We start from the raw sequence: 22,707 nt of genomic DNA, 5'->3' as shown, positions 1-22,707 counted from the left end.
AAAGAAATTATTTCTTTGTTGCCGACCATTGAGAAAAATTCTTTTTCTGGCCGTTATGGTGCTGCATCATCCCATAAATCTTATCTCCTTCAACGCGTCCACTAAAAATATAATTTTGATCTCCATTTGAGGCCCGGACGGTAAGTCGCTTTCCTTTTAGCTCGGCTTTGTGGATATCAAAAAAGGTGTTGTTGTTATCGGTGAGTTTGACTGAAATTTCCTGAAATCGTTGATTGACGGTCATATTAAAATCGGTCCCATTGTAACTCCACGACCATGTCCCTTCGGTCTGTGCTGGTATTACCCAATAATAAATATCGTGACTTCTCCCATCGTTTATAACAACTACTTTCTTATCCGCTTTCCAGCTTCCCATATCAAAGCTGTGTGAAACAACTCGGGTACCGGGTTGCAGTTTTTCTATTAGTTCAGGACGTAATTTTTTGTTTACTGAGGGCAATAGATACATCGTAATTACAGAAGCTTCACTAAAATCGGTATCAAAAATATCTCCTTTCATAAACATTATTTGATCATCAACGCCTTCGTTTCGGGCATTTTCCCGAGCTTCGGCAATGCGTTTTGGATCAAGATCAATACCGTGTCCACTGGCTCCACGCTTTGCGGCAGCAATAACGATGCGCCCGTCTCCGGATCCTAAATCAATAACATAATCACTGGATTCTACATCAGTAATGTCGAGCATGCGTTCAACTACGTTGTCGGGGGTAGGTACATAGGGGACGTCCAGATCTTGTGCTGAAATGGGTGATGCAGAGGCGATGGAAAATCCCAAAAATAATAGTACCACGAAAAAGTAGTTAAGTAATGATTTACCTTGTGTCAGCTTTTTCATAAAAAGGTTACTTAGAATATTAATGGAGAAATAATTATGTAATCTACTACGAAATCTTAAAAATGAAAGCTTTTATTTGAGTTTAAAAAACTAACTATTTGATCAAGTTGTTCCACCAAGTATTAATAATTACACCTTTTAATAGTTATTTGACTATGATAGACCTTTACAGGGTATTAGTTTTACTATGAATAGGGGTTAAACAAAACAAGTGTAGGCTTACAAATGCAAAAAAGTATCGCCCGGAAGATCTCCAAATAACGGCTTTTGGGTGATCTGTTTAGTCTGATAATGAGCCGTTATCGTAGCTGGCAAGTACCGTTGATTGAACAAAAAATCTATTATTATACAGTATATAATTACAAATGTAGGATATCTTAAATCGTTAATGATAATACCTATAATATATGGCGAAAAGTGTATGAGAGCTTAATTTTGAAATGCTAAACTAAATGTTGTTCCCTCATCTCGTTCACTTTCGATAGATAGATCAGCTTTAAGCTGTTTGGAAAACTTTTTAATGAGGGTCATTCCCAATGACTTTGTTTTCATTTTTTCCGGATCCTTTGGAAGTCCCACCCCATTATCACGGATATAAATATTTATTTTATCATTCCTAACTGTACTTCCAAGCTCAATTAAACCATCAGATCTTCCATCAAAGGCATGTTTATGAGCATTTATCAGAATTTCGTTGATCACCAAACCAAGCGGTATGGACTTTGACATTTCCAGTCGTGCATCTTCTAAATTGAACTTGAGATCGATGGCAGTATTTTTCTTAACAAATGATCGATGGGTAAGATTACCGATGCGTTGCAGGTATTCTTTCATGCTAATATTAGAGAACGACTCATTTTGGTAAAGAGCTTCATGAGCCAGAGCCATCGACTTAATACGAGCTCGCGCGGTTTTAAATGTACTATTATTCCCATTTTGTGAGGAGGTCTGTTCCTGTAATTCGAGCAAAGCACTTACCAGCGCCATGTTATTTTTAACGCGATGATGAATTTCTTTAAGGAGAATTTTCTTTTCATCTAATGAAATCTGTAGCTTTTGCTGACTTTCATGAAGCTGACGTGTTCTGTTTTCCACCTCCGATGTTAGCTGTTGATTCCATCCTCCAATAAGTTTAAAAGCCCCATATCCCGTTACTACAATAATACCGATCGATATCCACGATATAATCTCAAATGACTCAAGAGCATTTACCACATCAATAACAGTGGCTGTTTTCTGTTCCGTCATCACCTCTTGGACTCGTAGCTTGCCCAAGTATTTTCCTGAAAAAATAAATAGGGCAAGTGCACCTGTAATTGATGTTACCGCCCCGGATACCCATTTCAAAGATAAATGGGATCGATTGGGCAGCGAAAACAGACGACTTTTTAAACGTTCGACTGCAGGAGTAAATAACCATAACAGGGGACCTGTTATTAAGATTGCCTGAATAAAAGAACCGCTCCACCAGCTCTTCCATATCATCAGAGTTTCAGAAGCGGAAAGTTGATGACTAAAGCTCCAGATAAAAGATCCCAGTGAACTTCCTATAGATGCGATAAACATAATGGAGATAAAGAACGCAATGCTTTTCAAGCTACGCAGATCGTAGGCGACATTGAATCCCTGGTATGCCATTGCACAGATAGCCACACCTAATACAAAAGCAATCGCAAAAACGAGCGCCCAACCCCAAGGCATGCTCGAATGGAATGCAATAATGAACGAGCACAAAAAAATTGGAATAAATCCCCACTCAAAACCAAACCAGAAAAACAACAGTAGTCCTAATATTAGTGCAGGATTAAAAACGAAAAACCTAATGACGTCGGCTCGGCTGTTTGATAATGACATCCATTCGCTGGGCAGTAGTGCAATTGTAGCATATAGCGTTCCGGCAATGGCAATAATCCACATTGCTAACATTCCCCAAATGCGCATATCTGACAGTGGATATCGCGAGAGTAAAATATCAAAAGTCAATGGCTTCCAAAGAAAGGAGGTGCTTTGTTGATCATTACTGTTCATAACCAATAGTATTCAGGCTAAAGTTATTTGCTGCCAACGATGGTTCAAGAAATGTAAGAAATCGCCAAAACATTAAAAAATTTTAATGTTTATTAATAAGTGTATGGGGTATACGTGAGTAGGAGTTTTAAAATATGATAGAAGAGGCCTTTAATTTTTTAGGGATCAGGGTGGAGATTCTAAAGCGGAATTACATTACCTATATTCATAAGAATATTGTCCTGCGCAAGTTATTGATGTGCAATAAAGGTGTGATTTGACTTTCATTTGCTCGTAAAAAGTCCTAACTTTTGCCGCTTCTTATGTGGTTGGAAATTCACATTTCTTTCCGAAAAGAAATTATCAAAAATTAACTCATTAGAACTAAGTAAATAATGAAGAAAGGAACCGTTGCACAAGTGATTGGGCCGGTTGTGGATGTCGATTTCGATCAGGGCGATATCCCCCCGGTACTAAATGCACTTTATATTGAAAGAGAAGATAAATCTAAACTCTATCTGGAAGTTGCTCAGCACCTTGGAGAAAATCGTGTTCGTACGATTGCGATGGATTCAACCGACGGATTGGTTCGAGAGATGGAAGTTTTTAATACTGGAGCTCCGATCTCGATGCCGGTAGGTGAGGATATCCTCGGGCGTGTATTTAATGTGGTGGGAGAACCTATCGATGGAATTGAGCCTCCCAAAGGAGATCGTACATATCCTATTCACCGATCTTCGCCGGATTTTGAAGATCTTGCCACATCTACCGAGATGCTTGAAACGGGTATTAAGGTTATTGATCTTCTCTGCCCGTATGCCAAAGGTGGAAAAACGGGACTTTTTGGCGGTGCCGGTGTAGGTAAAACGGTTCTTATTCAGGAATTGATTAATAACATTGCCAAAGGTCACGGTGGGCTTTCGGTATTTGCCGGTGTTGGTGAGCGTACTCGTGAGGGTAATGATCTTATCCGAGAGATGCTTGAAGCTGACATTATTGATTATGGTGAAGAATTTAAAGAAGCATTTGAAAATGGAGAATGGGATCTCAGCAAGGTTGATATGGATGCCTTGAAAGATTCTAAAGCCGCCTTTGCCTTCGGACAAATGAATGAGCCACCAGGAGCTCGTCTTCGTGTAGCACTTTCCGGGCTGACACTGGCCGAGTATTTCCGCGAAGAAATTTCTCGCGATATCCTGCTCTTTATTGATAACATTTTCCGATTTACACAGGCGGGATCCGAAGTTTCGGCACTGCTTGGACGAATGCCTTCGGCCGTAGGTTATCAGCCAACATTGGCTACCGAAATGGGTGACCTGCAGGAGCGAATTACTTCTACGAAAAACGGTTCTATTACATCCGTGCAGGCTGTTTATGTGCCGGCTGATGACTTGACCGACCCTGCTCCGGCAACAACATTTGCCCACCTGGATGCAACGACGGTATTGAGTCGAGCACTTACACAGATCGGTATTTATCCGGCTGTAGATCCGCTGGATTCTTCTTCTCGAATTCTTGATCCGCATGTTATTGGTAAAGAACATTACCAGACGGCACAGCGTGTGATAGAGATTCTTCAGAAGTACAAAGATCTACAGGACATTATTGCTATTCTGGGAATGGATGAGCTTTCGGATGAAGATAAAACGGTTGTATCACGAGCTCGTCGCATTCAGCGTTTCTTGAGTCAACCGTTCTTTGTCGCTGAACAGTTTACAGGTCAACCCGGTACCTATGTGAATGTGGAAGACACGATTAAAGGTTTCAAGAAGATTCTTAATGGTGAACTCGATCACTTACCGGAAAAAGCTTTCTACATGGTTGGTACCATCGAAGAAGCAGAGGAAAAAGGCGAAGAATTGCTGGCCAAGGAAGAAGCTGAAGCCGCAGAATAATAAGAGATAGATAACAAATGAATACCTTTAGTGCTCAAATATTAACTCCGGAAGGCTCCATCTTTGATGATGAGGTAACCGGAGTACGAGTCCCCGGAGAGATGGGGAGCTTTGAAGTTAAAACGCTTCACGCCAATATTATTTCTTCGCTTGAAGTCGGGGAAATTCTGGTTCGCAAAGCAGCCGGCGGAGAGCAATCTTTTTCCGTAACCGGCGGGTTTGTAGAAGTCGTTGATAATAAGCTTACGCTATTAGCCGAAGCCGCTGAACCGGTTGAGGAAATAGATGTGGAGCGAGCAAAGCAAGCAAAAGAGCGGGCCGTTGAGCGTCTTGAATCTGACGATAAATCGATCGATAAAGATCGGGCAAAAAAGGCACTTAAACGTGCAAAAAACCGAATAAAATTATCGATTGATATAGGGATAAATACCCAATAGTTCTTATAATTATGATAATTTCTTAAAGGCGATCTCCGTTTGGAGGTCGCCTTTTTCTATTTATAGATTAAATGATTATTGAGGTCTAAGAAACATGTGTTGACTTGCGGTGTGTAAGTCACGCCAGCACCTGTTTATGGTGGAATCAGGATTGATGACGGCCATACCTAAAAGTGGATAAAGGTCTTGTACACAATGGAGGGCTGTTTCGCATGATCGCTTGGATTGAATAGATACCTTTTCAGCACGGTTATTGTCAACTTCTCCGGATTTTTGCAGGTCTTGCCAAGATTTTTCTACGGTTTTATAAATAGCTTCTTTTGCTTTACCAAATTTTTGAGTGGAGTTATTGAGCTCTGACTGTAGTGATTTTGGAAGATTATCAAGTTCATTAACTTCATATTTGGACAGCAATATTTGTTGGGCTTCATCCAAAAAACGCCTTGCTATTCCAAGCATTGAAACTGCCAGCGTACAGTGTGCAAATGCTTCAAATGGATACTGGTAGAGCAGTCCATCTACATGAACGGAATCCGGAGAAATAACAAATGTTCGTTTCTCTGGGATCTGTATATCCTGCACCCCAAAATCGTGACTCCCCGTAGCTTTAAGTCCCATACTGTTCCACTTATCGGTTATCTCAATTTCATCAGGATAAAAGCCGACAGCTAATGTGACAGGATTCCCGTCTTCGTGTATAACTGCCCCATCATTAGTGCGAAAACAGGTTGCGGTTATTAGGGTAGCGTGATCTATACCGGAGGCATATTTCCATGATCCATTTATACGATAACCGGAGGCTGTCTTTTCAGCTTTTCCTCCGGGGAATCCCGAACCGGCAATGACTGTATTCTTTTGACTGAAAACGGAGCGTGCAAAATCAGGCTCCATAAATGCTCCAAAGAGCCCGGCCCCTGAAGTAAGGGTAAGCGTCCAGCCCAGACTTCCGTCAATCCAGGAGGTTGCCTCAAGCCAGGGTAGGGCCTCGGGTAAATCGGTTTGTAAACCACCATATTGCTGAGGGACAAAAAGATCCAGAAGTTTCTTTTCCCTGAGAATATCTAAGGCCGATGGCGTTAGCTTTCCTAAGTCCTCAGAACGTTTGGCCTCTTCAATTAGCTTAGAGATCTCCTCTTCGGAAAAATAATCCGAGATATTAATTGCCATATAAAAATTGGACTACACTTAAAACAAAGGATATTATGTTACCAACCTATGCGTCCGGTGCCGGTTTCATTATTTTCGGTACTATCGGGATCTTGTGGCATTACAAAACCGGGGGGAGATTCAAAAGCATCATAGCTCCATGGGGCTTTGGGATCCGATGAGGCCAAATTGATAAACTTGCCAACAATGGGAAGAGCAGAACGTGCTCCCTGACCAATATATGTATCTTGTGGAAAACGAATCATTCTATTCTCTCCACCAACCCATGCCCCCATCGTGATATGTGGCATCATGGCGATAAACCAGTTGTCGGCACTATTTTGGGTAGTCCCGGTTTTACCGGCAACATCTTGACGAACTCCATAAACATTACGCAGGCGAACTCCTGTTCCGTAATAATCCTTGCCACCGCGAATAACACCGCGCATCATATCTACCATCATATACGCCGTTTCGGGGCTAATAACCTCTTGCTGGTATTCAGGATGATATTCTTTGATGACGTTGCCTTCTTTGTCTTCAATACGGGTGACCGCAATAGGATCTATATGGACTCCCTGGTTGGCATATGTGGTGTATGCGCTTACCATTTCAAGCAAAGAAACTTCTGCCGTTCCAAGGGCGATAGAAGGATAGGCGGGCGTACCGGACATATCAATACCCAGATTAGAAGCCATCTGTTTAATTTTGCGTGCGGCAGGTTCTAATTCTTCCAATTTATTGGTCCCCGGCGCTCCAGCTAACTCAGGTAGAAGTCGAATAGTAACATTGTTTAAGCTACGGGCCAGGGCTTGACGCAGAGGTACCATTTCGGGTCCCGAAGGAACTTCAGGATCTTTAGGCTTCCATGCATCACCCGATCGATCATAAAATACACTGGGATATTTGGAAAATTTGTGATAGGGCTTGTAGCCATTGTCGATCGCTACCGTGTAAACAAAAGGTTTAAAGGTAGATCCGGCTTGTCTTCGTGATTGATAGACGTGGTCATACTGTACATTGCCATAATTGGATCCGCCTACCCAGGCTAAGACATTCCCGTTATTGGGATCGATACCCACAAATCCGGCTTCAAGACGTGTTTTGGCACGCTTTACAGAATCAACAAAAGCGGAATCAGCCATTAGCGTGTCAAAGACTACCGATTCTTGATCAGTATTGTATTTAGAAAACGCATTTTTATAGCGATCGGTATCACGAATAAATTCTCGCAGAAAGGAGGGATATTTATCCCAAAGCTTTTTCATATACTCTCCGTTTTCAATAGACTCTTTGCATCTGGCAAGGGAAGCCTCCGGAGCCCACTGATCCCATCCTGTTGTCCATTCACACTCATAAATGGTTTGTAATGAATCGAGCTTGGTACGCAGAGCTTGCTCGGCATAGCGCTGAAGTCGTGAATCGATCGTCGTATAAATGGTTAAACCGTCGGTGTTAAGATCGTATCCATTTTCTTTTAGCCACGGATCAACCTTTTGGCGAACATACTGACCGAAATAACGATTCTCCTGTCCGGTTTTGGATGGAGGATGATAATCAAGCACAATCGGTTCTTGCCGTAACTTATCGTATACCTCATCACTGATAAATCCTCGTTTGTTAAGCTGAAATAGAACTGTATTGCGTCGGCTTTTGGCATTATCAGGATAGAGGCGAGGATTGTATAAATATACCATTTGCAGTGATCCCACAAGTGTAGCAGCCTCAGAAATGGTTAAATCCCCCGCATTTTTACCGTAATGGGTTTGTGCTGCAGATTCTATCCCAAAAGCACTATTGGGAAATTCAACGGTATTGAGGTACATCTCAATAATTTCACGCTTGGTATAATTGTGTTCAATTTGAACGGCCGTAATCATTTCGCGCAGCTTTCGGACAACAGAAAAATCTCGGCCAATTTTTTTATAGAGGTTTCGGGCCAGCTGCTGTGTAAGAGTGGATCCGCCCTGAATACGCCCATTTATTAAATGCCAGGGAATAGCGAGAGTTCGGATCATATCGATACCCCAGTGATTGTAGAACCGGTGATCTTCGGTAGCAATAAGTGCGTCAACTACGTGAGGTGATATTTGCTCGATAGGTACATAGGTCCGATTCTCGGTATAATAGCGATCTAAGACTACGCCATCACGGCTCTTTAGTTCTGAAGCAACGGCCGTTTGGGGGTTTTCGAGCTGTTCTATAGAAGGGATGCCTTGGTACAAGTAAAGGGTAAAGCCGGTAGCTGCTAATATGATAATACCTACAGCTGCTCCAGCCCAGCGGAGTAATTTCTTTGAGATACCGTTATTATCAGACGATGATTTTTTATTGTTACCGCCGTTGCGCTCTTGTGCTTTTTTTTTCCGAAAATCGGGATCGTTAAAATAACGATCCATGTCATTGCCGTAATCTGAATTGCTCATTAATAGCTGCTGGTTTCAAAATGTTTTAACGTCTGTAACTGTGGCTTCCAACAAACGAGAGAGATATCCTCATTATTGTAATAAGCCATCGTTCGATGGTGATAAAAGGTACCTAAATTTATATAGGTTCCGAAAGGAAATTGTTTCTGCCTGGGAATATGATCGTGACCGGTTAAAATAATTTCTATATCAGAATTTTTGAGATGATGCCTGGCCCAGTTATTTAATTGCTCTTTTTTTCGATCATCCCAATCCATTTTACGGGTAATACGCGAAAAGTATTTCATGATGGTATTTCCCATCTGGGGTGGGAATATCGTTTGAAATAGCATCACAAATTGCCGGCTTCGTAAAATCCGGTGCATCAGAGGTCGCTTTAACTGATATTTAGGATTAGTGAGTCCATCGCCGTGTAGCGTTAAGATCTTTTTATCATCCCTGCTAAATTGGTATTGTTCATGGATGAGGTAAAATCCCCGATCTTTTAAATGATTGCGGGTCCAGTTATCGTGGTTGCCGGTAATATAAAGCGTGGGCCCCAATTGATTATTGAAATCCTCAAAGCGGTCGAGAAGCTTTTTACCAAGTTTGGGTACAAAACCCGGATATTCCATCCAGTAATCAAAAAGGTCCCCCAACACAGCCAATCGAATATCATTTCGCTGACAATAGTTGATTAATTGGATGAGTTCAGATTCAATACGTGCATTTTGGGTGTCATCAAAACCGCCCAGGTGGACATCAGAAATAAATAATAGGGGCGGTTGCAGTGCAGGAGAATCCATTATTAACTGAGGCGATTATTTCTTCCGCTCGATGATAAAGGTGATAAGATCTTCAAAGGATGTTCTTTCCGGTGATTCGGGTAGGGTAGAAAGTTCATCAAGTGCTCGCTGAGCATACTCATTCATGATCGAGCGGGCGTAGGTTATTCCTCCTTTGTCGTGCACAAAACGCACAATTTCCTCAATTTCATCATTGCTTTTCTTACGTTTTCGCATCAGGTGACGCATACGGATCGTCTCAAAAAACGAGGCGTTATCAAGGGCTTTGATAAATGGCAGCGTTACCTTTCGTTCCTGTATATCATTTCGCTTGGGTTTGCCGATGTCATCAACGCCGTAATCGAACAGGTCGTCCCGAATTTGAAAAGCAATGCCGGTATTCATCCCGATATCATGCATTTTCTGGTGAATTGCAGGATCGTCGGAGGTAGATACAGCTCCACACTCACAACAAGCCGCAATAAGGCTGGCTGTTTTTTCAGAGATAACTTTAAAGTAGTACTCCTCATCCATGTTAAAAAGACGGGCTGCTTTAAACTGCCGCAATTCTCCCTCGCTCATCTTTTTAACGGCATCGGAAAGTACTTTTAACAGTTTGAACTCCTCGTATTCTAAGGCGGTAAGTAACCCTTTTGAGAGCAAGTAATCTCCCAGAAGAACGCTGGCCTTATTTTTCCAAACTTTATTAATACTCAGAAATCCGCGACGGACTTCCGCATCATCAACAACATCATCGTGAATGAGAGTAGCGGTATGAAGCAGTTCAATCATCGTTGCAGCTACATAGCTGCGCTTATTTATCTCCCCGAAAAGCCTGGCTGACATAAATACGAGCGTGGGACGAATTTCTTTACCCTTTTGTCGCAACAGGTACTGAACAATTTTATCAAGAAGAAATACATCGGTACGGAGCTCGTCTTTATAAAAGCTGCGAAACTCGGATAAACTCTCTGATACAGGATTGGTAATCTGTTTTAGCGTTTTTTTATCCGTACTCTTAAATTTTGTGACTTCTTTTAGTTCAGTATTAATCATTTACCTATATCTAAGTAGTAGAAGGCTTAAAATTGTTGAAAAGATGCTGGTTTCAATATACCTGAAAGCATGCAATCAATTAGACCTAATATAGCTGTCTGGGATGAGCTTCTCCACATTCAATTTTAGCTAAAATTATTTTAAATAATAGTTTGCTTGAGGTTCACTGTGTTAAATCAGGTAATGGAATAATAATTTGAATTTTATCGATTAATCAGGTTTTATACTCCATCAAATTTTTTAGTTTATCCCAACCAGTTAACGCTTATTTACGAGACCTATAAATACAACGAAAAATGATTGATATTAATACAAGCCGGGCCAAACAGTATTTGGCTGAGGATGAGTTCAGCCGGGCTTATGAGCAGGCTGAAAAAGCTTTTAAAACGGTACAACAGGGTAGTGGAGAAGGATCTGAATGGTTGGGATGGCGAGGTCTGCTTGCCGATCCCAATGATGCTATTCTAGAACAGATAGATAGTTTGGCAGCAGCCATTCGCGAACAGGCAGATGTTTTTATTGTATGTGGAATTGGTGGGATCTTATTTAGGGGCTCGCGCCGTTATTGAAGCTTTGCGTTCTTTTTTTGGAAACGACGGGCCAGAGATCATTTTTGCCGGGCATCATATGAGTGGAAAATATTTAAAGGACTTGATTGGCTATTTGAGTGAGCCGAACGAAGATGATGAGCCCAAGAGTGTGTTCTTAAATGTGATCTCAAAATCGGGAACCACCCTTGAGACAGCTCTTTCTTTTCGCGTGCTTCGAAAATGGATGAACAAACAATTTCCTGAAGATGTTGACGACCGGATTATCTGTACCACAAGTAAAGAGGGGGGAGCACTCAATGAGCTTATTGATCAGCACGGATACAAAAAATTTATCATTCCTGATGATGTAGGAGGCCGGTTTTCGGTGTTGACCCCTGTAGGATTATTTCCTATTGCAGTAGCCGGGATTGATATCAGAACGCTATTTTACGAAGCCGTTTCAAAATATGAAGAACTGGAAGAGGATCCCGGGCAGGTTCTTGATTATGCGGCCACAAAATTTGCGCAATTTAATAATGGCAAAACCCTGGATGTATTAACTACTTTTGAGCCTCAATTAGAAGCATTGGGAGGATGGCTGCAACAATTGCTGGGCGAAAGTGAGGGTAAGCAAGGCAAGGGCATGTTTCCCGCTACGGCTACCTATTCAACTGATTTGCACAGCATTGGCCAGTTTATTCAGCAGGGGACTCGCAATATGATGGAAACATTTATCACGGTTAAATCAGTAGAGAAAGGTATCACAATCGAAGAGTTACCCGGAAATCACGATGGGCTCAACTATTTATCGGGACGAACATTTCACGAGATAAACACGCAAGCATTTAAGGGAACGCTGCAGGCACATACAAATGGTGATGTGCCCAGCATTGTTGTTACGCTCGATAAATTGAATGCACAAAATATTGGTGAATTTATCTATTTTTACGAACTGTTGACGGCTGTATATTGCTATTGCTTAGGGGTTAATCCCTTTGACCAGCCAGGCGTAGAAGATTATAAAAGAGAAATGTATCAACTACTGGGAAAACATTAGGGTATGTCAGGTAATATTTCAGAACAACTTGAAGAAGCAGAAGAAGATAATCTTAAATTTATTTCCATCGCAGGTAATATTGGTGCGGGTAAATCTTCTTTAACAGGTTTGCTGGCAAAGCATTTTGGATGGGAACCCTTTTATGAATCAGTGGATGATAACCCATATCTGTCTGACTTTTATGAAGATATGCGTCGCTGGAGTTTTAATCTGCAGATATACTTTTTATCCAGCCGGTTTCGGCATCAAAAAGAAATGTTAGAGCGTGAGGGTCGTTTTGTACAAGATCGTACGATTTATGAAGATGTTGAGATCTTTGCCAAAAACTTGCATGAAATGGGCTTGATGAGCGATCGTGACTTTGAGAACTATGAGGCGCTCTTCAAGGAGATGACGAATTACCTCCAGGAACCTAATTTGCTCATCTATATTCGCGCGCAGGTTCCAACTCTTGTCCAACAAATTCAGCAGCGGGGCAGGGAATATGAAAACACAATCCGTATAGAATACCTCGAGCGATTAAACAGGTTGTATGAAGATTGGATTCAGCGTTATCCCCATGAGAAGCTGATTATTGATACCGACGACTTGGATTTTGTTAATAATAAGGAAGATTTGGGGCGCATTATTGAACTCGTTGAGCAGCGGTTATTTGGGTTGTTTAATTGATTGCAGGTAAATCCAAATATTCATATTTTTGGAAACTATTACGGATATGTCAAAACTTGAATTTAACATAGTAGAAATACCCGACGGCGAAAGTCGGCGCACGGTAGAGTTAACCGAAGAGGATTTGGATCTATCGCCCTATACATTTCAGGGCGGGACGGTTGATCTGCTTTTTTACCGTACGTTGCATTTTATCCGGGTAAATTTTCATGTGGATTCGGATGTAGAAATTGTCTGCGATCGATCGCTGGAACCATATATCCAACCTATTGAATCAGACTATGAAGTAGTATTCAAAGTTGATGTTCAGGAAGAAAAAGAAGATGAGAACGGAGCTGTTCGTAGATTTAACTTTTCAACTAATACGCTGAGCATTGAAAATGAAGTCCGTGATACCATATTTTTAAATGTCCCGATTAAGAAGCTTCATCCAAAGTTTCTTGATGAAGAAGGAAGACCAAAAGAATTTGAAACAAAATCTTTTGGAGATACTAAAGAAGATACAGACGCCGAGGTGGTAGACCCCCGGTGGAAAAAATTGAAAGAACTTAAGAATTAACAGAAATATCATTATTAGCTAATGGCACATCCAAAACGTCAACATTCTAAGTCACGAACTAACAAGCGTCGCTCACACCATAAGATAGGTGAGCCAACCCTGGCTGAATGCGATAATTGTGGTGCACTGCATCGCTATCACCATATTTGTAAAGAGTGCGGCTACTATCGCGGCCGACAGATTATCGATGTGAACAAGTAATTTTATCCTAATCTCTTATTCATGATCATTGCTGTAGATGCCGCAGGGGGCGACTACTATCCGAAAAGTCCGGTAGAAGGATCAATACAGGCTCTTGAAGAAGATCCCAATCTAACGGTTATTCTTATTGGACCAGAAGACGTGATAAATAATGAACTTGAAGGGCATGACTATGATCAGGAAAGATTGTTAGTTCAGCATGCTCCTGAGATCATTGGTATGGACGAGTCACCTGCCCAGGCCGTAAAAACCAAGCAGAACTCTTCTATTGTTACGGGTGTTGGAATGCACAAAAAAGGGAAGTGTGATGCATTTCTTAGCGCCGGAAATACGGGAGCTTTGCTGGCTGCCTCTACATTTCTTTTAGGGAAGTTGGAAGGCGTAAGTCGTCCTACTATTGCAACTGTTTATCCAACAATTAAAGGTCCACGGCTGGTAATGGATGCCGGAGCAAATCTGGAAGTACGTCCATCGATGTTTGTTGAATTTGCAAAAATGGGCCGGGTCTTTGCCAAAGAAATTATGGATGTGGATGATCCTCAGATTGGTTTGCTGAATGTGGGCGAAGAAGAAGAAAAAGGAACAGAAAATCTAAAAAATGCCCATAACGAACTTCAGGCATTACCCAATTTTATTGGGAATGTGGAGGGCGGTGATATTTTCAGTGGAAAGGCTGATGTCTTTTTATGTGACGGCTTGATTGGAAATATTATTCTCAAATTTGGCGAATCGATTCCAGAAGCCCTTGAATTATTTGTGAAAAAGGGAATCAAAGATTTAGGGCTTGGAGCCGAGGAAGCGAAGTTGGTCAGCAAAGTACTTAAAACATCACTTGCAGAGTTCGATCCCGATAAGGTTGGGGGTGTACCTTTCTTAGGTGTTGATGGATTAACAATGGTAGGGCATGGAAGCAGTTCTCCGTTAGCGATTAAAAACATGATATTGAGTGCCGCAAAATGTGTGGACCACAATATCAACGAAAAAATTGTAGCATCTCTTAAATAAATAACCCCCATACATGGCGGAAGCAACACAAGCAGCAATAACAGCAGTAGGACATTATCTGCCCGAGAATCGGCTGACCAATGCCGATCTCGAAGAAATGGTAGAGACAAATGATGAATGGATTCGGACTCGAACAGGTATTGTGGAACGGCGTATCCTTGAGGATGATGACAAAGCCACAGCCTTTATGGGGGCAGAGGCAGCTAAAGAAGTGCTTGAAGAGCGAGGGATTACCGGCGAAGAGATAGATACTATTATTTTAGCAACGGTAACGCCTGATTATCTTTTTCCGGCCACAGCATGTTTAGTCCAAAAGGAGATTGGAGCCAGTAACGCCTATGCTTTTGATTTATCCGCTGCTTGCTCCGGGTTTTTGTATGCACTTACAACAGGAGCTAATTTTATTGAATCAGGTCGGGCTGAAAAAGTGTTGGTAATTGGTGCCGATAAAATGAGCTCAATTATCGATTATACTGATCGATCAACCTGTATTTTATTTGGTGACGGAGCGGGGGCCGTTTTGCTTGAAGCTTCAGAAGATGAAACAGGAATTATTGATTATATCCATCGATCTGAGGGAGATACGAATTTATCCTTATATCAGCCGGCGGGAGGTAGTTTAAATCCGGCCAGCGAGCAGACCGTGACCGAACGGCTGCACTACGCTAAACAAGATGGACGCACTGTTTTTAAGAAAGCGACTGTTGGTATGGCTGATGTTTCAGAAGAAATTATGGAGAAGAATGATCTTACTGCTGATGATGTAGCTTGGCTGGTTCCACACCAGGCGAATTTGCGTATCATCAATGCTACAGCCAATCGTATGGGGCTGGACAGCGACAAGGTGATGGTGAATATTGACAAATATGGAAATACAACAGCCGCGACTATACCACTTTGTTTATATGACTGGAAAGATAAATTGGAACACGGAGATAATTTGATCCTGGCCGCATTTGGCGGAGGTTATACCTGGGGATCAATCTATCTAAAATGGGGGTGGAAATAAGTTATGAGTACAGCGTATTTGTTTCCCGGACAGGGATCACAATCTGTTGGAATGGGAAAATCTCACTATGATGATAATGAGCAATTTGCTTCTTATATAGATGAAGCAAACAATATTCTTGGCTTCGACCTTAAACAGATTATGTTTGAGGGACCTGAGGAAAAGTTGAAACAAACGGAATTCACTCAGCCTGCCATCTTTTTACATTCCATTGCGTTGTTTAATACGCTAGATGCAACTCCTGATATGGTTGCAGGACACAGCCTGGGTGAGTTTTCTGCACTTGTAGCCTGTGGAGCTATAACATTTGAAGATGCTCTCAAAATTGTACGTCGGCGCGGTAAACTGATGCAACAGGCCGGAGAAAATAATCCCGGGACAATGGCCGCTGTTATTGGCATGGATGATGACATTGTAGAACAAATTTGTGAGCAGGCAACCGAAGAGGTTGGGAAAGAGGTTATTGCTGCAAATTATAACTGTCCCGGGCAAGTGGTAATTTCCGGAGATGAAGAAGCCATCGATAAAGCGGTAGCATTATTGAAAGAAGAGGGCTGCCGCTTGGCAAAGAAACTTCCGGTGAGTGGAGCTTTTCACTCGTCACTGATGCAACCTGCTTATGATGGACTGAAAGAAAGCTTGGAAACGCTTGATATTTCTAAACCCGATTGTCCCATTTATAGTAATTATACAGCAGAACCGACGACAGATCCTGAAGAAATTCGATCAAACGTTTTAAATCAGTTGCTGAATCCTGTGCGATGGACGCAGACGCTTCAGAATATGCATGAGAATGGGGCTGAATCGTTTGTTGAGGTAGGGCCTGGCAAAGTTTTGCAGGGACTTGTGAAGCGAACGTTAGACGATGTTGAAACAAATGGTTATCAATAAAATTAATTACGATGAGTTTATCACTTAAAGGAAAGACAGCGTTAGTAACAGGAGGAAGTCGTGGAATTGGTCGATCTATTGCATTAACGTTGGCAGATTATGGAGCCGATGTAGCGATTACTTTTGCCAGTTCAGTTGATGCAGCCAATGAAGTAAAGAAAGAAATTGAAGCCAAGGGTAGTAAGGCAAAAGCTATTCAGGCTGATGCTGTGAAGCTTGAAAAAGCAGAAGAAGTTATTTCTGAGTTAACAGATGACTGGGAAAAGCTGGATATTCTGGTTAACAATGCCGGCATCACTCGCGATAATCTGATCCTACGGATGAGCGAAGAACAGTGGGATCAAGTAATAGATACGAACCTGAAAAGCATTTTTAATTACAGCAAAGCTGTTGCCAAGCCGATGATGCGAAATCGTGGCGGATCCATCATAAACATTAGTTCTATTGTGGGGCTTTCCGGAAATGCAGGACAAAGTAATTACGCCGCTTCTAAAGCAGGAATTATTGGATTTACGAAATCTTATGCTAAAGAGTTTGCTTCCAGAAACATCCGTGCAAATGTAATAGCACCCGGATATATTACTACGGAAATGACAGATGAACTGGATGAGGAAATTCTTGAAGCAATCAAAGAGGAAACACCTATGGCGCGTGCCGGGAATGCCGAAGAAGTTGCTAATACAGTATTATTTTTAGCTTCAGACCTCAGTTCTTACATTACCGGGGAAACCATACGCGTTGATGGTGGAATGGGAATGTAACCCAAAGAATTATTATTAAAATGTATAGCTAAATACACTCTTTACATAAAGTGTATTTTATAAATTTAAATTGTATTTTCAGCCCATGCTTAACGAAAGTGGGCACTTTTCATTAAAATTAACCCGAACATAAGTTAAATTACCGTTATGTCTCAAGACGTTGAATCAAAAGTAAAATCAATTATCGTTGATAAATTAGGTGTTGATGAATCAGAAGTTACGCACGAAGCGAACTTCACCAACGATTTAGGTGCTGATTCATTGGATACTGTTGAACTCATTATGGAGTTCGAAAAAGAATTTGATATCAGTATTCCTGATGAAGATGCAGAAAACATTGCTACAGTAGGTAATGCTGTTGAATATCTTCAGGAGAAAGTAAGCTAACATTCTCAAGCGCTAAATTTTTTAGCATGTCTAATCGCAGAGTTGTAATTACCGGAATCGGTGCCCTTACCCCAGTAGGTAAGACGGCACCTGATTTCTGGAATGGGTTAATATCGGGTAAGAGTGGAGCTCAGCCTATTGAGCATTTTGACACTTCTGATTTTCCAACCCAATTTGCCGCACAAATAGAAGAGTACGACGAACAAGACTATTTCGAGCGCAAGGAAGCGCGCCGGCTGGACAAATTTTGCCAGTATGCGCTTATTGCAGCCGAAGAAGCAATCCAGGATACCGGTCTCGATTTGGATGAGATCAATAAAGATGATGTGGCCGTAATTGTTGGAACGGGCATAGGAGGTATGAATACCTTTTATGAGCAGTCCATCTCATTTCATGAACATGGCCCGAGAGGTGTGTCTCCGTTCTTTATCCCCAAATTAATACCCGATATGGTAGCGGGACAAATTTCCATTAAATATGGATTTAAAGGCCCCAATTTTTGTGCTGTTTCAGCATGTGCTACCGGTTCACATAATATTGCTTTGGCTTACGACTCTATCAAACATGGACAGGCCGAAATGGCTGTCTCGGGAGGTTCTGAAGCTCCGGTTTCACGCATTGGCGTAGCCGGCTTTAACTCTATGAAGGCGATGTCTACCCGTAATGATGATCCTCAAACTGCATCACGTCCCTTTGATAAAAACAGGGATGGATTTGTACTGGGTGAGGGATCAGGAATTCTATTTTTAGAAGAGTATGAGCATGCGAAAGAACGAGGTGCTCAAATATATGGTGAAATTGTAGGATATGGTTTTTCTGCTGATGCGCACCATATTACTGCTCCTGATCCTGATGGAGAAGGGGTTATTTTAGCTCTTAACAGAGCACTTGATTCCGCAGGTATTGAAAAAGAAGAGGTAGATCACATCAATATGCATGGCACTTCAACGCCGCTTGGCGATATTGCCGAGACAAATTCCATTAAAAAGGTGTTTGGGGATCATGCGTATGAAATTAATCACAATTCTACCAAGTCGATGACAGGACATGCCCTTGGCGCTGCCGGGGCAATTGAGTCGTTAGCTACCTTGTTATCGACTTATCATGGGATGATACCGCCAACGATCAACTTCGAAACGCCTGATCCGGAGTGTGATCTAAATTATACCTTCAACGAAGCAGAAGTACGAGATGTAAAATATGCCTTGAATAATGCATTTGGATTTGGCGGCCATAACACTACGCTCGTATTTAAAAAATTTGAAGAGTAAATAGTGAATGTTTGATAAACTCAGGTCATATTTTCAAACAGACGAAGAGTTACCACCTGAGCAGCAAAAAAGAATAAAAAAGCTCGAACGGATTATCGGCACCTCAATTGATAATCCGTTTATCTATATACGTGCCCTTCGCCATCGCTCAACATTGGCCGATGATAAATTTTCATCTATTGATTCGTATGAACGTCTCGAATTCTTGGGAGATGCCGTTCTTGATCTGATTGTTACTGAAATTATCTTTGATCTTTTCCCCAACGAAAATGAGGGTTTTTTAACGAAATTACGGGCTAAACTCGTTAAGGGGAACACCCTGGCAATGTATGCTGATAAACTGGAGCTTAATAATCTTATGCTTTTGGGGGAACGGGTGCGTGGACAAGGTATTGAAGAATCCAAAAGTGTTTTATCTGATCTTTTTGAAGCACTTGTAGGTGCACTGTACCTTGATCTGGGATATAAACCCGCCTCTAAATTTGTACGAAATGTTATTGAGCAATACGTCAATTTTGACCAGATCGTAAATACCCTTGATAACTATAAAAGCCTGCTGTTGGAGTTTGCCCAAGCAGAGCAAATGGAAATTCCTACCTACGAAGTGATTTCTGAAAGCGGTCCTGGCCATGACAAAACTTTTGGGGTTGAAGTCTATGTTGATGAGAAACCTATGGCCCAAGGCAAAGGCAAGAGTAAAAAAGAAGCTGAGCAGGAGGCTGCTCGCAAAGCCCTGAAGATACTTGAGCAATAAATCTGGTCTAATTCTATAGATTTAGCTGCCAAGAGCTAATATACTGTTTTCCGTTTAGTATAATTCTCATCACATTGTTTATGTTAAAATAATGGGGGGAGTAAAAGAAATTGCATTAAAATGTACTAAGATTACATAAATGGAAGGAAAAATTTCATACATTAGAACCTAATTTTATTTCGACTTGATACTGAGGAATTTAGTTTTGATTCTCGAGTTAATTGGTCGTATTCGAAATTTAATTTGGGAAGTGATAAAGTAGTATTAGGAATCCGTAAATATCTTTTTTTCGTTATTTCTATATATAAATCAGAATATATGTCTTACTATAAATTTATGTTTAAAAAATTCACGTTCTTAATTGGCATTACTTCACTTATTATTTTTTTAGGAGTAATAGATTCGAATGCTCAAGGTGAATTAGAACAATTTGCTAATGAAGGTATAATTAAAGTTGCTGAACCCGGACAATTGGCTGATACGTTGAATTTATGGGGAGATGTTAGAAATCCGGGAAGGTACATGGTACCCCAAGGCACTTCGATAACAGATTTAATTTCCTATGCCAGAGGTCCTGTTGTTAATACAGAAGAAAGAAGAGTTCTGGGTATAGAAGCATTTGTTTTGCGATACTCTCCTGAAAATGAGCGTGAGATAGTAAATGTATTTAGATTCAAACCAAATGAACCTTTACCTCGTGAAATGAGAAATTTTGTGTTGCAAAATAATGATACCATTACCATAAAAGTACATCGGAAAAGAACTTTTATCCAAGCGGTAAGAAACGTAACTCCTTTCCTTACGCTGATAATTTCTGGGATTATTGCATATGACCGCATTGTCAATAATTAATGGTAGTGATTTGAAAATTAGTTTAAATAAATTTGATTAGAAGTCAGCAATAGGTACTGAATATCTTTATATAAATAGGATGTTTGAATTTTCTTTTCCCAAAATAAATTTTGACTTAAGTCATTAATTTTAATAAAATAATCAGACTTAGTAATAGAGAGAAAAATGCAAAGTACATTTAAAAGTTTTGTACTTTTTGCATATAAAGTAAAATTTAACGTTTGCTAAAGAAATATTGGAGAGCTAATAATGGGGTTCGAAAGTACAATAGGGGTAATACTGGCAGTTGTAACAGCATTTTTGATTAGTTACGCATTTATGCCGGTTATTGTAAAAATTGCCGGTCTCAAAGAGTTGATCGACAATCCACCAGAGGGGCAGAAAAAAGTTACGGTTGCAGATGTTCCAAACCTTGGGGGTATGGGCATATTTGCGGCGTTTTTAATTGCCTTTTCTATTTGGGGTCATGCTAATCAACTGGAATCATATCCGTTTTTAGTGGCATCGTTATTTATGCTTATTCTTACAGGAATAAACGATGACATATTGGAATTAACCACTCCAAAAAAATTAGTTATTCAATTCCTTGCATCTGCTGAAATAGTTATTGCTGGAAAAGTTTTAATTACAAACTTCGGCGGGTTATTTGGGATTTATGAAGTACCTTTTTGGGTTGGTGCTGTTGTAACAATCTCTTTATTTGTCCTCTTTGTTAATTCATTCAAATATATTAATGAAGTAGACGTACTTGCCGGGGGAGTAGGTATTATTATTTCATCGATATTTGGCATTTGGTTTTTGGGAGCAGGATTCTATACGCTTGCAATATTATCCTTTGTGATAGCCGGAGCGCTGCTTGGGTTCTTAATCTATAATATGCATCCTACAAAAGTTTCATTAGGGGATACTGGTTCGTTATTAATTGGTTTTGTACTTGTGTTTATAAGTGTTCAATTTATTCAGATTAACAATACAATTATAGGTAATCCCTGGCATATTGATAACTCAATTATTTTTGCTTTTGCAGTGATGATAATTCCGGCAGCTGATATTCTCAGGGCACTTTATATCAGACTTGTAACCGGCAAGAATCCTTTTGTGAAGACACATATTCATAAGAGATTAACTGAGTCTTCTATAATGACTAAAGCTTTTATTTCAATTTCTTATTGGATAGGAAATCTATTGATTATTGCTATAGCCTACTCACTAAGTGGGATAATGAATACTACTCTTATGTTCTTGACAATAACAATATTAGGAATGATGCTATTGCCTGCCACAAAATTTCTATATAGTAGCCTTGAGCCACTACTGGAATTTAGTGACAAGAAAATATCCATCAAGAATATAAAACAGTAACTAAAGCTGTTCATAAAACCGGTATTTTACTTCACAAAAACAACGGTCTGCTACTTATCCTTTCTCAGCATCTTGTAACTGTTTTAGTTGAAATCTGAGATTTCTAAATAAACTAGCCAGATCATGATCTATTTGTATCAAGGGAGAATTAAATAGATACTTTCCAAATACAATAAACAGAACGTAAATGCTTCCAGCTATCGAAACCTCAGCAAGTAAAGGCCATGATAAAATACTTGTGAGAGCAATGCATATTGCAAAGCCGATTGCGTTGAGAAATAAATAATATGTAAGCCGAAAACTTTTATTATTGTGCATGATATAGGGTTTTTAGATGATATTTAGGTAACCTAACACACATGTTTTTTTAGTGCTCATCATTTACAAGAGATATTTCAGTAACCGTTGTTACAAATAGAGTTTAATAATTGCCGTTATATTTGTACTGAGTGCTATCTCCACACATATATTAAGGAAAATTAATTAATATTAAAAAAAATTAATCTTAAATCTTCTCATCAATAATTTCTCCTTCTAATATTCATATTCCACATAGGCAAAAATGTTCCGGATTAAATTATAGGTGTTATCAAATAAGGCATCTTATTAACCTTGGTCGCATATTATCACAGGATAATAGACAGGTACTATTGGATTTACACCTATGTCTTACTTTTGCCTTGAAAATGCCAAATTGAGTACCTTGTTAACTATTTCTCGAATAATCTAATTGGATATGGAAAGGGCGTAATTAGCGTTTTTCACATCTAATCCAAAGTTATAGCCAATTAGTCAATTAGTTAGGAAGTGGG

General features: G+C 40.4%; 22 protein-coding genes. 16 read left to right on the top strand and 6 right to left on the bottom strand.

The window, feature by feature from the left end:
* Nucleotides 1-7 precede the first annotated feature (7 nt).
* Together U5J89_RS14970 and U5J89_RS14965 are read right to left on the bottom strand one after the other, a co-directional pair.
* Nucleotides 8-856, bottom strand: a complete 849-nt coding sequence (locus U5J89_RS14970) for a class I SAM-dependent methyltransferase (RefSeq protein ID WP_322576456.1) — start codon at nt 854-856, stop codon at nt 8-10.
* A gap of 429 nt (nt 857-1,285) precedes the next feature.
* The gene (locus U5J89_RS14965) at nt 1,286-2,884 is read right to left on the bottom strand and encodes a histidine kinase dimerization/phosphoacceptor domain -containing protein (RefSeq protein WP_322576455.1); all 1,599 of its coding nucleotides are present in this window, start codon (nt 2,882-2,884) and stop codon (nt 1,286-1,288) included.
* 371 nt (nt 2,885-3,255) lie between these two features.
* Here U5J89_RS14965 and atpD point away from each other — a divergent pair, with 371 nt between their 5' ends.
* On the top strand, nt 3,256-4,758 hold the full coding sequence (atpD, locus tag U5J89_RS14960; RefSeq protein WP_416208549.1) for a F0F1 ATP synthase subunit beta: 1,503 nt from the start codon (nt 3,256-3,258) through the stop codon (nt 4,756-4,758).
* Between the two features lie 17 nt (nt 4,759-4,775).
* The gene (atpC, locus tag U5J89_RS14955) at nt 4,776-5,195 is read left to right on the top strand and encodes an ATP synthase F1 subunit epsilon (protein WP_322576453.1); all 420 of its coding nucleotides are present in this window, start codon (nt 4,776-4,778) and stop codon (nt 5,193-5,195) included.
* A 75-nt stretch (nt 5,196-5,270) separates the two neighbouring features.
* Here the strand turns inward: atpC and U5J89_RS14950 are convergent, their stop codons facing one another.
* Genes U5J89_RS14950 through U5J89_RS14935 form a run of 4 tightly spaced genes read right to left on the bottom strand, consistent with a single transcriptional unit; the run spans nt 5,271 to nt 10,587 of the window.
* Complete coding sequence (locus U5J89_RS14950) at nt 5,271-6,362, bottom strand: hypothetical protein (protein WP_322576452.1); 1,092 nt, start codon at nt 6,360-6,362, stop codon at nt 5,271-5,273.
* Nucleotides 6,363-6,400: 38 nt separating this feature from the next.
* Nucleotides 6,401-8,767 carry a penicillin-binding protein 1A gene (locus U5J89_RS14945; protein WP_322576451.1) on the bottom strand — a complete coding sequence of 789 codons (2,367 nt, stop codon included), beginning with the start codon at nt 8,765-8,767 and terminating at the stop codon, nt 6,401-6,403.
* Nucleotides 8,767-9,552 carry a UDP-2,3-diacylglucosamine diphosphatase gene (locus U5J89_RS14940; RefSeq protein WP_322576450.1) on the bottom strand — a complete coding sequence of 262 codons (786 nt, stop codon included), beginning with the start codon at nt 9,550-9,552 and terminating at the stop codon, nt 8,767-8,769. Before U5J89_RS14940 ends, U5J89_RS14945 begins: the two co-directional genes overlap by 1 nt.
* A gap of 15 nt (nt 9,553-9,567) precedes the next feature.
* Complete coding sequence (locus U5J89_RS14935) at nt 9,568-10,587, bottom strand: polyprenyl synthetase family protein (RefSeq protein WP_322576449.1); 1,020 nt, start codon at nt 10,585-10,587, stop codon at nt 9,568-9,570.
* Between the two features lie 296 nt (nt 10,588-10,883).
* On the opposite strand from U5J89_RS14935, the gene U5J89_RS14930 reads away from it, so the two are divergent.
* The 14 genes from U5J89_RS14930 (at nt 10,884) to U5J89_RS14870 (ending at nt 21,895) form a co-directional block, all read left to right on the top strand.
* A complete protein-coding gene (locus tag U5J89_RS14930; RefSeq protein WP_322576448.1) occupies nt 10,884-11,156 on the top strand; it encodes a hypothetical protein in 273 nt (90 codons plus the stop codon).
* Entirely contained in the window at nt 11,098-12,174 is a 1,077-nt protein-coding gene (locus U5J89_RS14925; protein ID WP_322576447.1) for a glucose-6-phosphate isomerase, read from the top strand. Before U5J89_RS14930 ends, U5J89_RS14925 begins: the two co-directional genes overlap by 59 nt.
* 3 nt (nt 12,175-12,177) lie before the next feature.
* Nucleotides 12,178-12,843 carry a deoxynucleoside kinase gene (locus U5J89_RS14920; protein WP_322576446.1) on the top strand — a complete coding sequence of 222 codons (666 nt, stop codon included), beginning with the start codon at nt 12,178-12,180 and terminating at the stop codon, nt 12,841-12,843.
* Nucleotides 12,844-12,889: 46 nt separating this feature from the next.
* Complete coding sequence (locus U5J89_RS14915; RefSeq protein ID WP_322576445.1) at nt 12,890-13,402, top strand: DUF177 domain-containing protein; 513 nt, start codon at nt 12,890-12,892, stop codon at nt 13,400-13,402.
* A gap of 21 nt (nt 13,403-13,423) precedes the next feature.
* The gene (rpmF, locus tag U5J89_RS16130) at nt 13,424-13,603 is read left to right on the top strand and encodes a 50S ribosomal protein L32 (RefSeq protein ID WP_416208548.1); all 180 of its coding nucleotides are present in this window, start codon (nt 13,424-13,426) and stop codon (nt 13,601-13,603) included.
* Nucleotides 13,604-13,624: 21 nt separating this feature from the next.
* The gene (gene plsX / locus U5J89_RS14910; protein ID WP_322576444.1) at nt 13,625-14,608 is read left to right on the top strand and encodes a phosphate acyltransferase PlsX; all 984 of its coding nucleotides are present in this window, start codon (nt 13,625-13,627) and stop codon (nt 14,606-14,608) included.
* 13 nt (nt 14,609-14,621) lie between these two features.
* Nucleotides 14,622-15,617, top strand: a complete 996-nt coding sequence (locus tag U5J89_RS14905; protein WP_322576443.1) for a beta-ketoacyl-ACP synthase III — start codon at nt 14,622-14,624, stop codon at nt 15,615-15,617.
* Nucleotides 15,618-15,620: 3 nt separating this feature from the next.
* A complete protein-coding gene (fabD, locus tag U5J89_RS14900; protein WP_322576442.1) occupies nt 15,621-16,508 on the top strand; it encodes an ACP S-malonyltransferase in 888 nt (295 codons plus the stop codon).
* Between the two features lie 11 nt (nt 16,509-16,519).
* On the top strand, nt 16,520-17,269 hold the full coding sequence (gene fabG / locus U5J89_RS14895; RefSeq protein ID WP_322576441.1) for a 3-oxoacyl-[acyl-carrier-protein] reductase: 750 nt from the start codon (nt 16,520-16,522) through the stop codon (nt 17,267-17,269).
* A gap of 147 nt (nt 17,270-17,416) precedes the next feature.
* The gene (locus tag U5J89_RS14890) at nt 17,417-17,656 is read left to right on the top strand and encodes an acyl carrier protein (protein ID WP_095607522.1); all 240 of its coding nucleotides are present in this window, start codon (nt 17,417-17,419) and stop codon (nt 17,654-17,656) included.
* Between the two features lie 26 nt (nt 17,657-17,682).
* Nucleotides 17,683-18,927, top strand: a complete 1,245-nt coding sequence (fabF, locus tag U5J89_RS14885; protein WP_322576440.1) for a beta-ketoacyl-ACP synthase II — start codon at nt 17,683-17,685, stop codon at nt 18,925-18,927.
* A gap of 7 nt (nt 18,928-18,934) precedes the next feature.
* Entirely contained in the window at nt 18,935-19,681 is a 747-nt protein-coding gene (gene rnc / locus U5J89_RS14880; RefSeq protein WP_322576439.1) for a ribonuclease III, read from the top strand.
* A gap of 318 nt (nt 19,682-19,999) precedes the next feature.
* Nucleotides 20,000-20,533, top strand: coding sequence for a hypothetical protein (locus U5J89_RS14875; protein WP_322576438.1), 534 nt, complete (start codon nt 20,000-20,002; stop codon nt 20,531-20,533).
* A 249-nt stretch (nt 20,534-20,782) separates the two neighbouring features.
* Nucleotides 20,783-21,895 carry an MraY family glycosyltransferase gene (locus U5J89_RS14870; RefSeq protein WP_322576437.1) on the top strand — a complete coding sequence of 371 codons (1,113 nt, stop codon included), beginning with the start codon at nt 20,783-20,785 and terminating at the stop codon, nt 21,893-21,895.
* Nucleotides 21,896-22,707: the final 812 nt, after the last annotated feature.

This window comes from Fodinibius sp. (genome assembly GCF_034521915.1).
Taxonomy (GTDB): domain Bacteria; phylum Bacteroidota; class Rhodothermia; order Balneolales; family Balneolaceae; genus Fodinibius.
The sequence above is the reverse complement of the archived record's forward strand: the minus strand, read 5'-3'. Positions and strand labels throughout refer to the sequence as shown.

Coding starts and splice junctions, on each gene's coding strand:
- U5J89_RS14970 (WP_322576456.1), bottom strand. CDS start 856: ATGAAAAAGCTGACACAAGGTAAATCATTACTTAACTACTTTTTCGTG.
- U5J89_RS14965 (WP_322576455.1), bottom strand. CDS start 2,884: ATGAACAGTAATGATCAACAAAGCACCTCCTTTCTTTGGAAGCCATTG.
- atpC (WP_322576453.1), top strand. CDS start 4,776: ATGAATACCTTTAGTGCTCAAATATTAACTCCGGAAGGCTCCATCTTT.
- U5J89_RS14950 (WP_322576452.1), bottom strand. CDS start 6,362: ATGGCAATTAATATCTCGGATTATTTTTCCGAAGAGGAGATCTCTAAG.
- U5J89_RS14945 (WP_322576451.1), bottom strand. CDS start 8,767: ATGAGCAATTCAGATTACGGCAATGACATGGATCGTTATTTTAACGAT.
- U5J89_RS14940 (WP_322576450.1), bottom strand. CDS start 9,552: ATGGATTCTCCTGCACTGCAACCGCCCCTATTATTTATTTCTGATGTC.
- U5J89_RS14935 (WP_322576449.1), bottom strand. CDS start 10,587: ATGATTAATACTGAACTAAAAGAAGTCACAAAATTTAAGAGTACGGAT.
- U5J89_RS14930 (WP_322576448.1), top strand. CDS start 10,884: ATGATTGATATTAATACAAGCCGGGCCAAACAGTATTTGGCTGAGGAT.
- U5J89_RS14925 (WP_322576447.1), top strand. CDS start 11,098: ATGTTTTTATTGTATGTGGAATTGGTGGGATCTTATTTAGGGGCTCGC.
- U5J89_RS14920 (WP_322576446.1), top strand. CDS start 12,178: ATGTCAGGTAATATTTCAGAACAACTTGAAGAAGCAGAAGAAGATAAT.
- U5J89_RS14915 (WP_322576445.1), top strand. CDS start 12,890: ATGTCAAAACTTGAATTTAACATAGTAGAAATACCCGACGGCGAAAGT.
- rpmF (WP_416208548.1), top strand. CDS start 13,424: ATGGCACATCCAAAACGTCAACATTCTAAGTCACGAACTAACAAGCGT.
- plsX (WP_322576444.1), top strand. CDS start 13,625: ATGATCATTGCTGTAGATGCCGCAGGGGGCGACTACTATCCGAAAAGT.
- U5J89_RS14905 (WP_322576443.1), top strand. CDS start 14,622: ATGGCGGAAGCAACACAAGCAGCAATAACAGCAGTAGGACATTATCTG.
- fabD (WP_322576442.1), top strand. CDS start 15,621: ATGAGTACAGCGTATTTGTTTCCCGGACAGGGATCACAATCTGTTGGA.
- fabG (WP_322576441.1), top strand. CDS start 16,520: ATGAGTTTATCACTTAAAGGAAAGACAGCGTTAGTAACAGGAGGAAGT.
- U5J89_RS14890 (WP_095607522.1), top strand. CDS start 17,417: ATGTCTCAAGACGTTGAATCAAAAGTAAAATCAATTATCGTTGATAAA.
- fabF (WP_322576440.1), top strand. CDS start 17,683: ATGTCTAATCGCAGAGTTGTAATTACCGGAATCGGTGCCCTTACCCCA.
- rnc (WP_322576439.1), top strand. CDS start 18,935: ATGTTTGATAAACTCAGGTCATATTTTCAAACAGACGAAGAGTTACCA.
- U5J89_RS14875 (WP_322576438.1), top strand. CDS start 20,000: ATGTCTTACTATAAATTTATGTTTAAAAAATTCACGTTCTTAATTGGC.
- U5J89_RS14870 (WP_322576437.1), top strand. CDS start 20,783: ATGGGGTTCGAAAGTACAATAGGGGTAATACTGGCAGTTGTAACAGCA.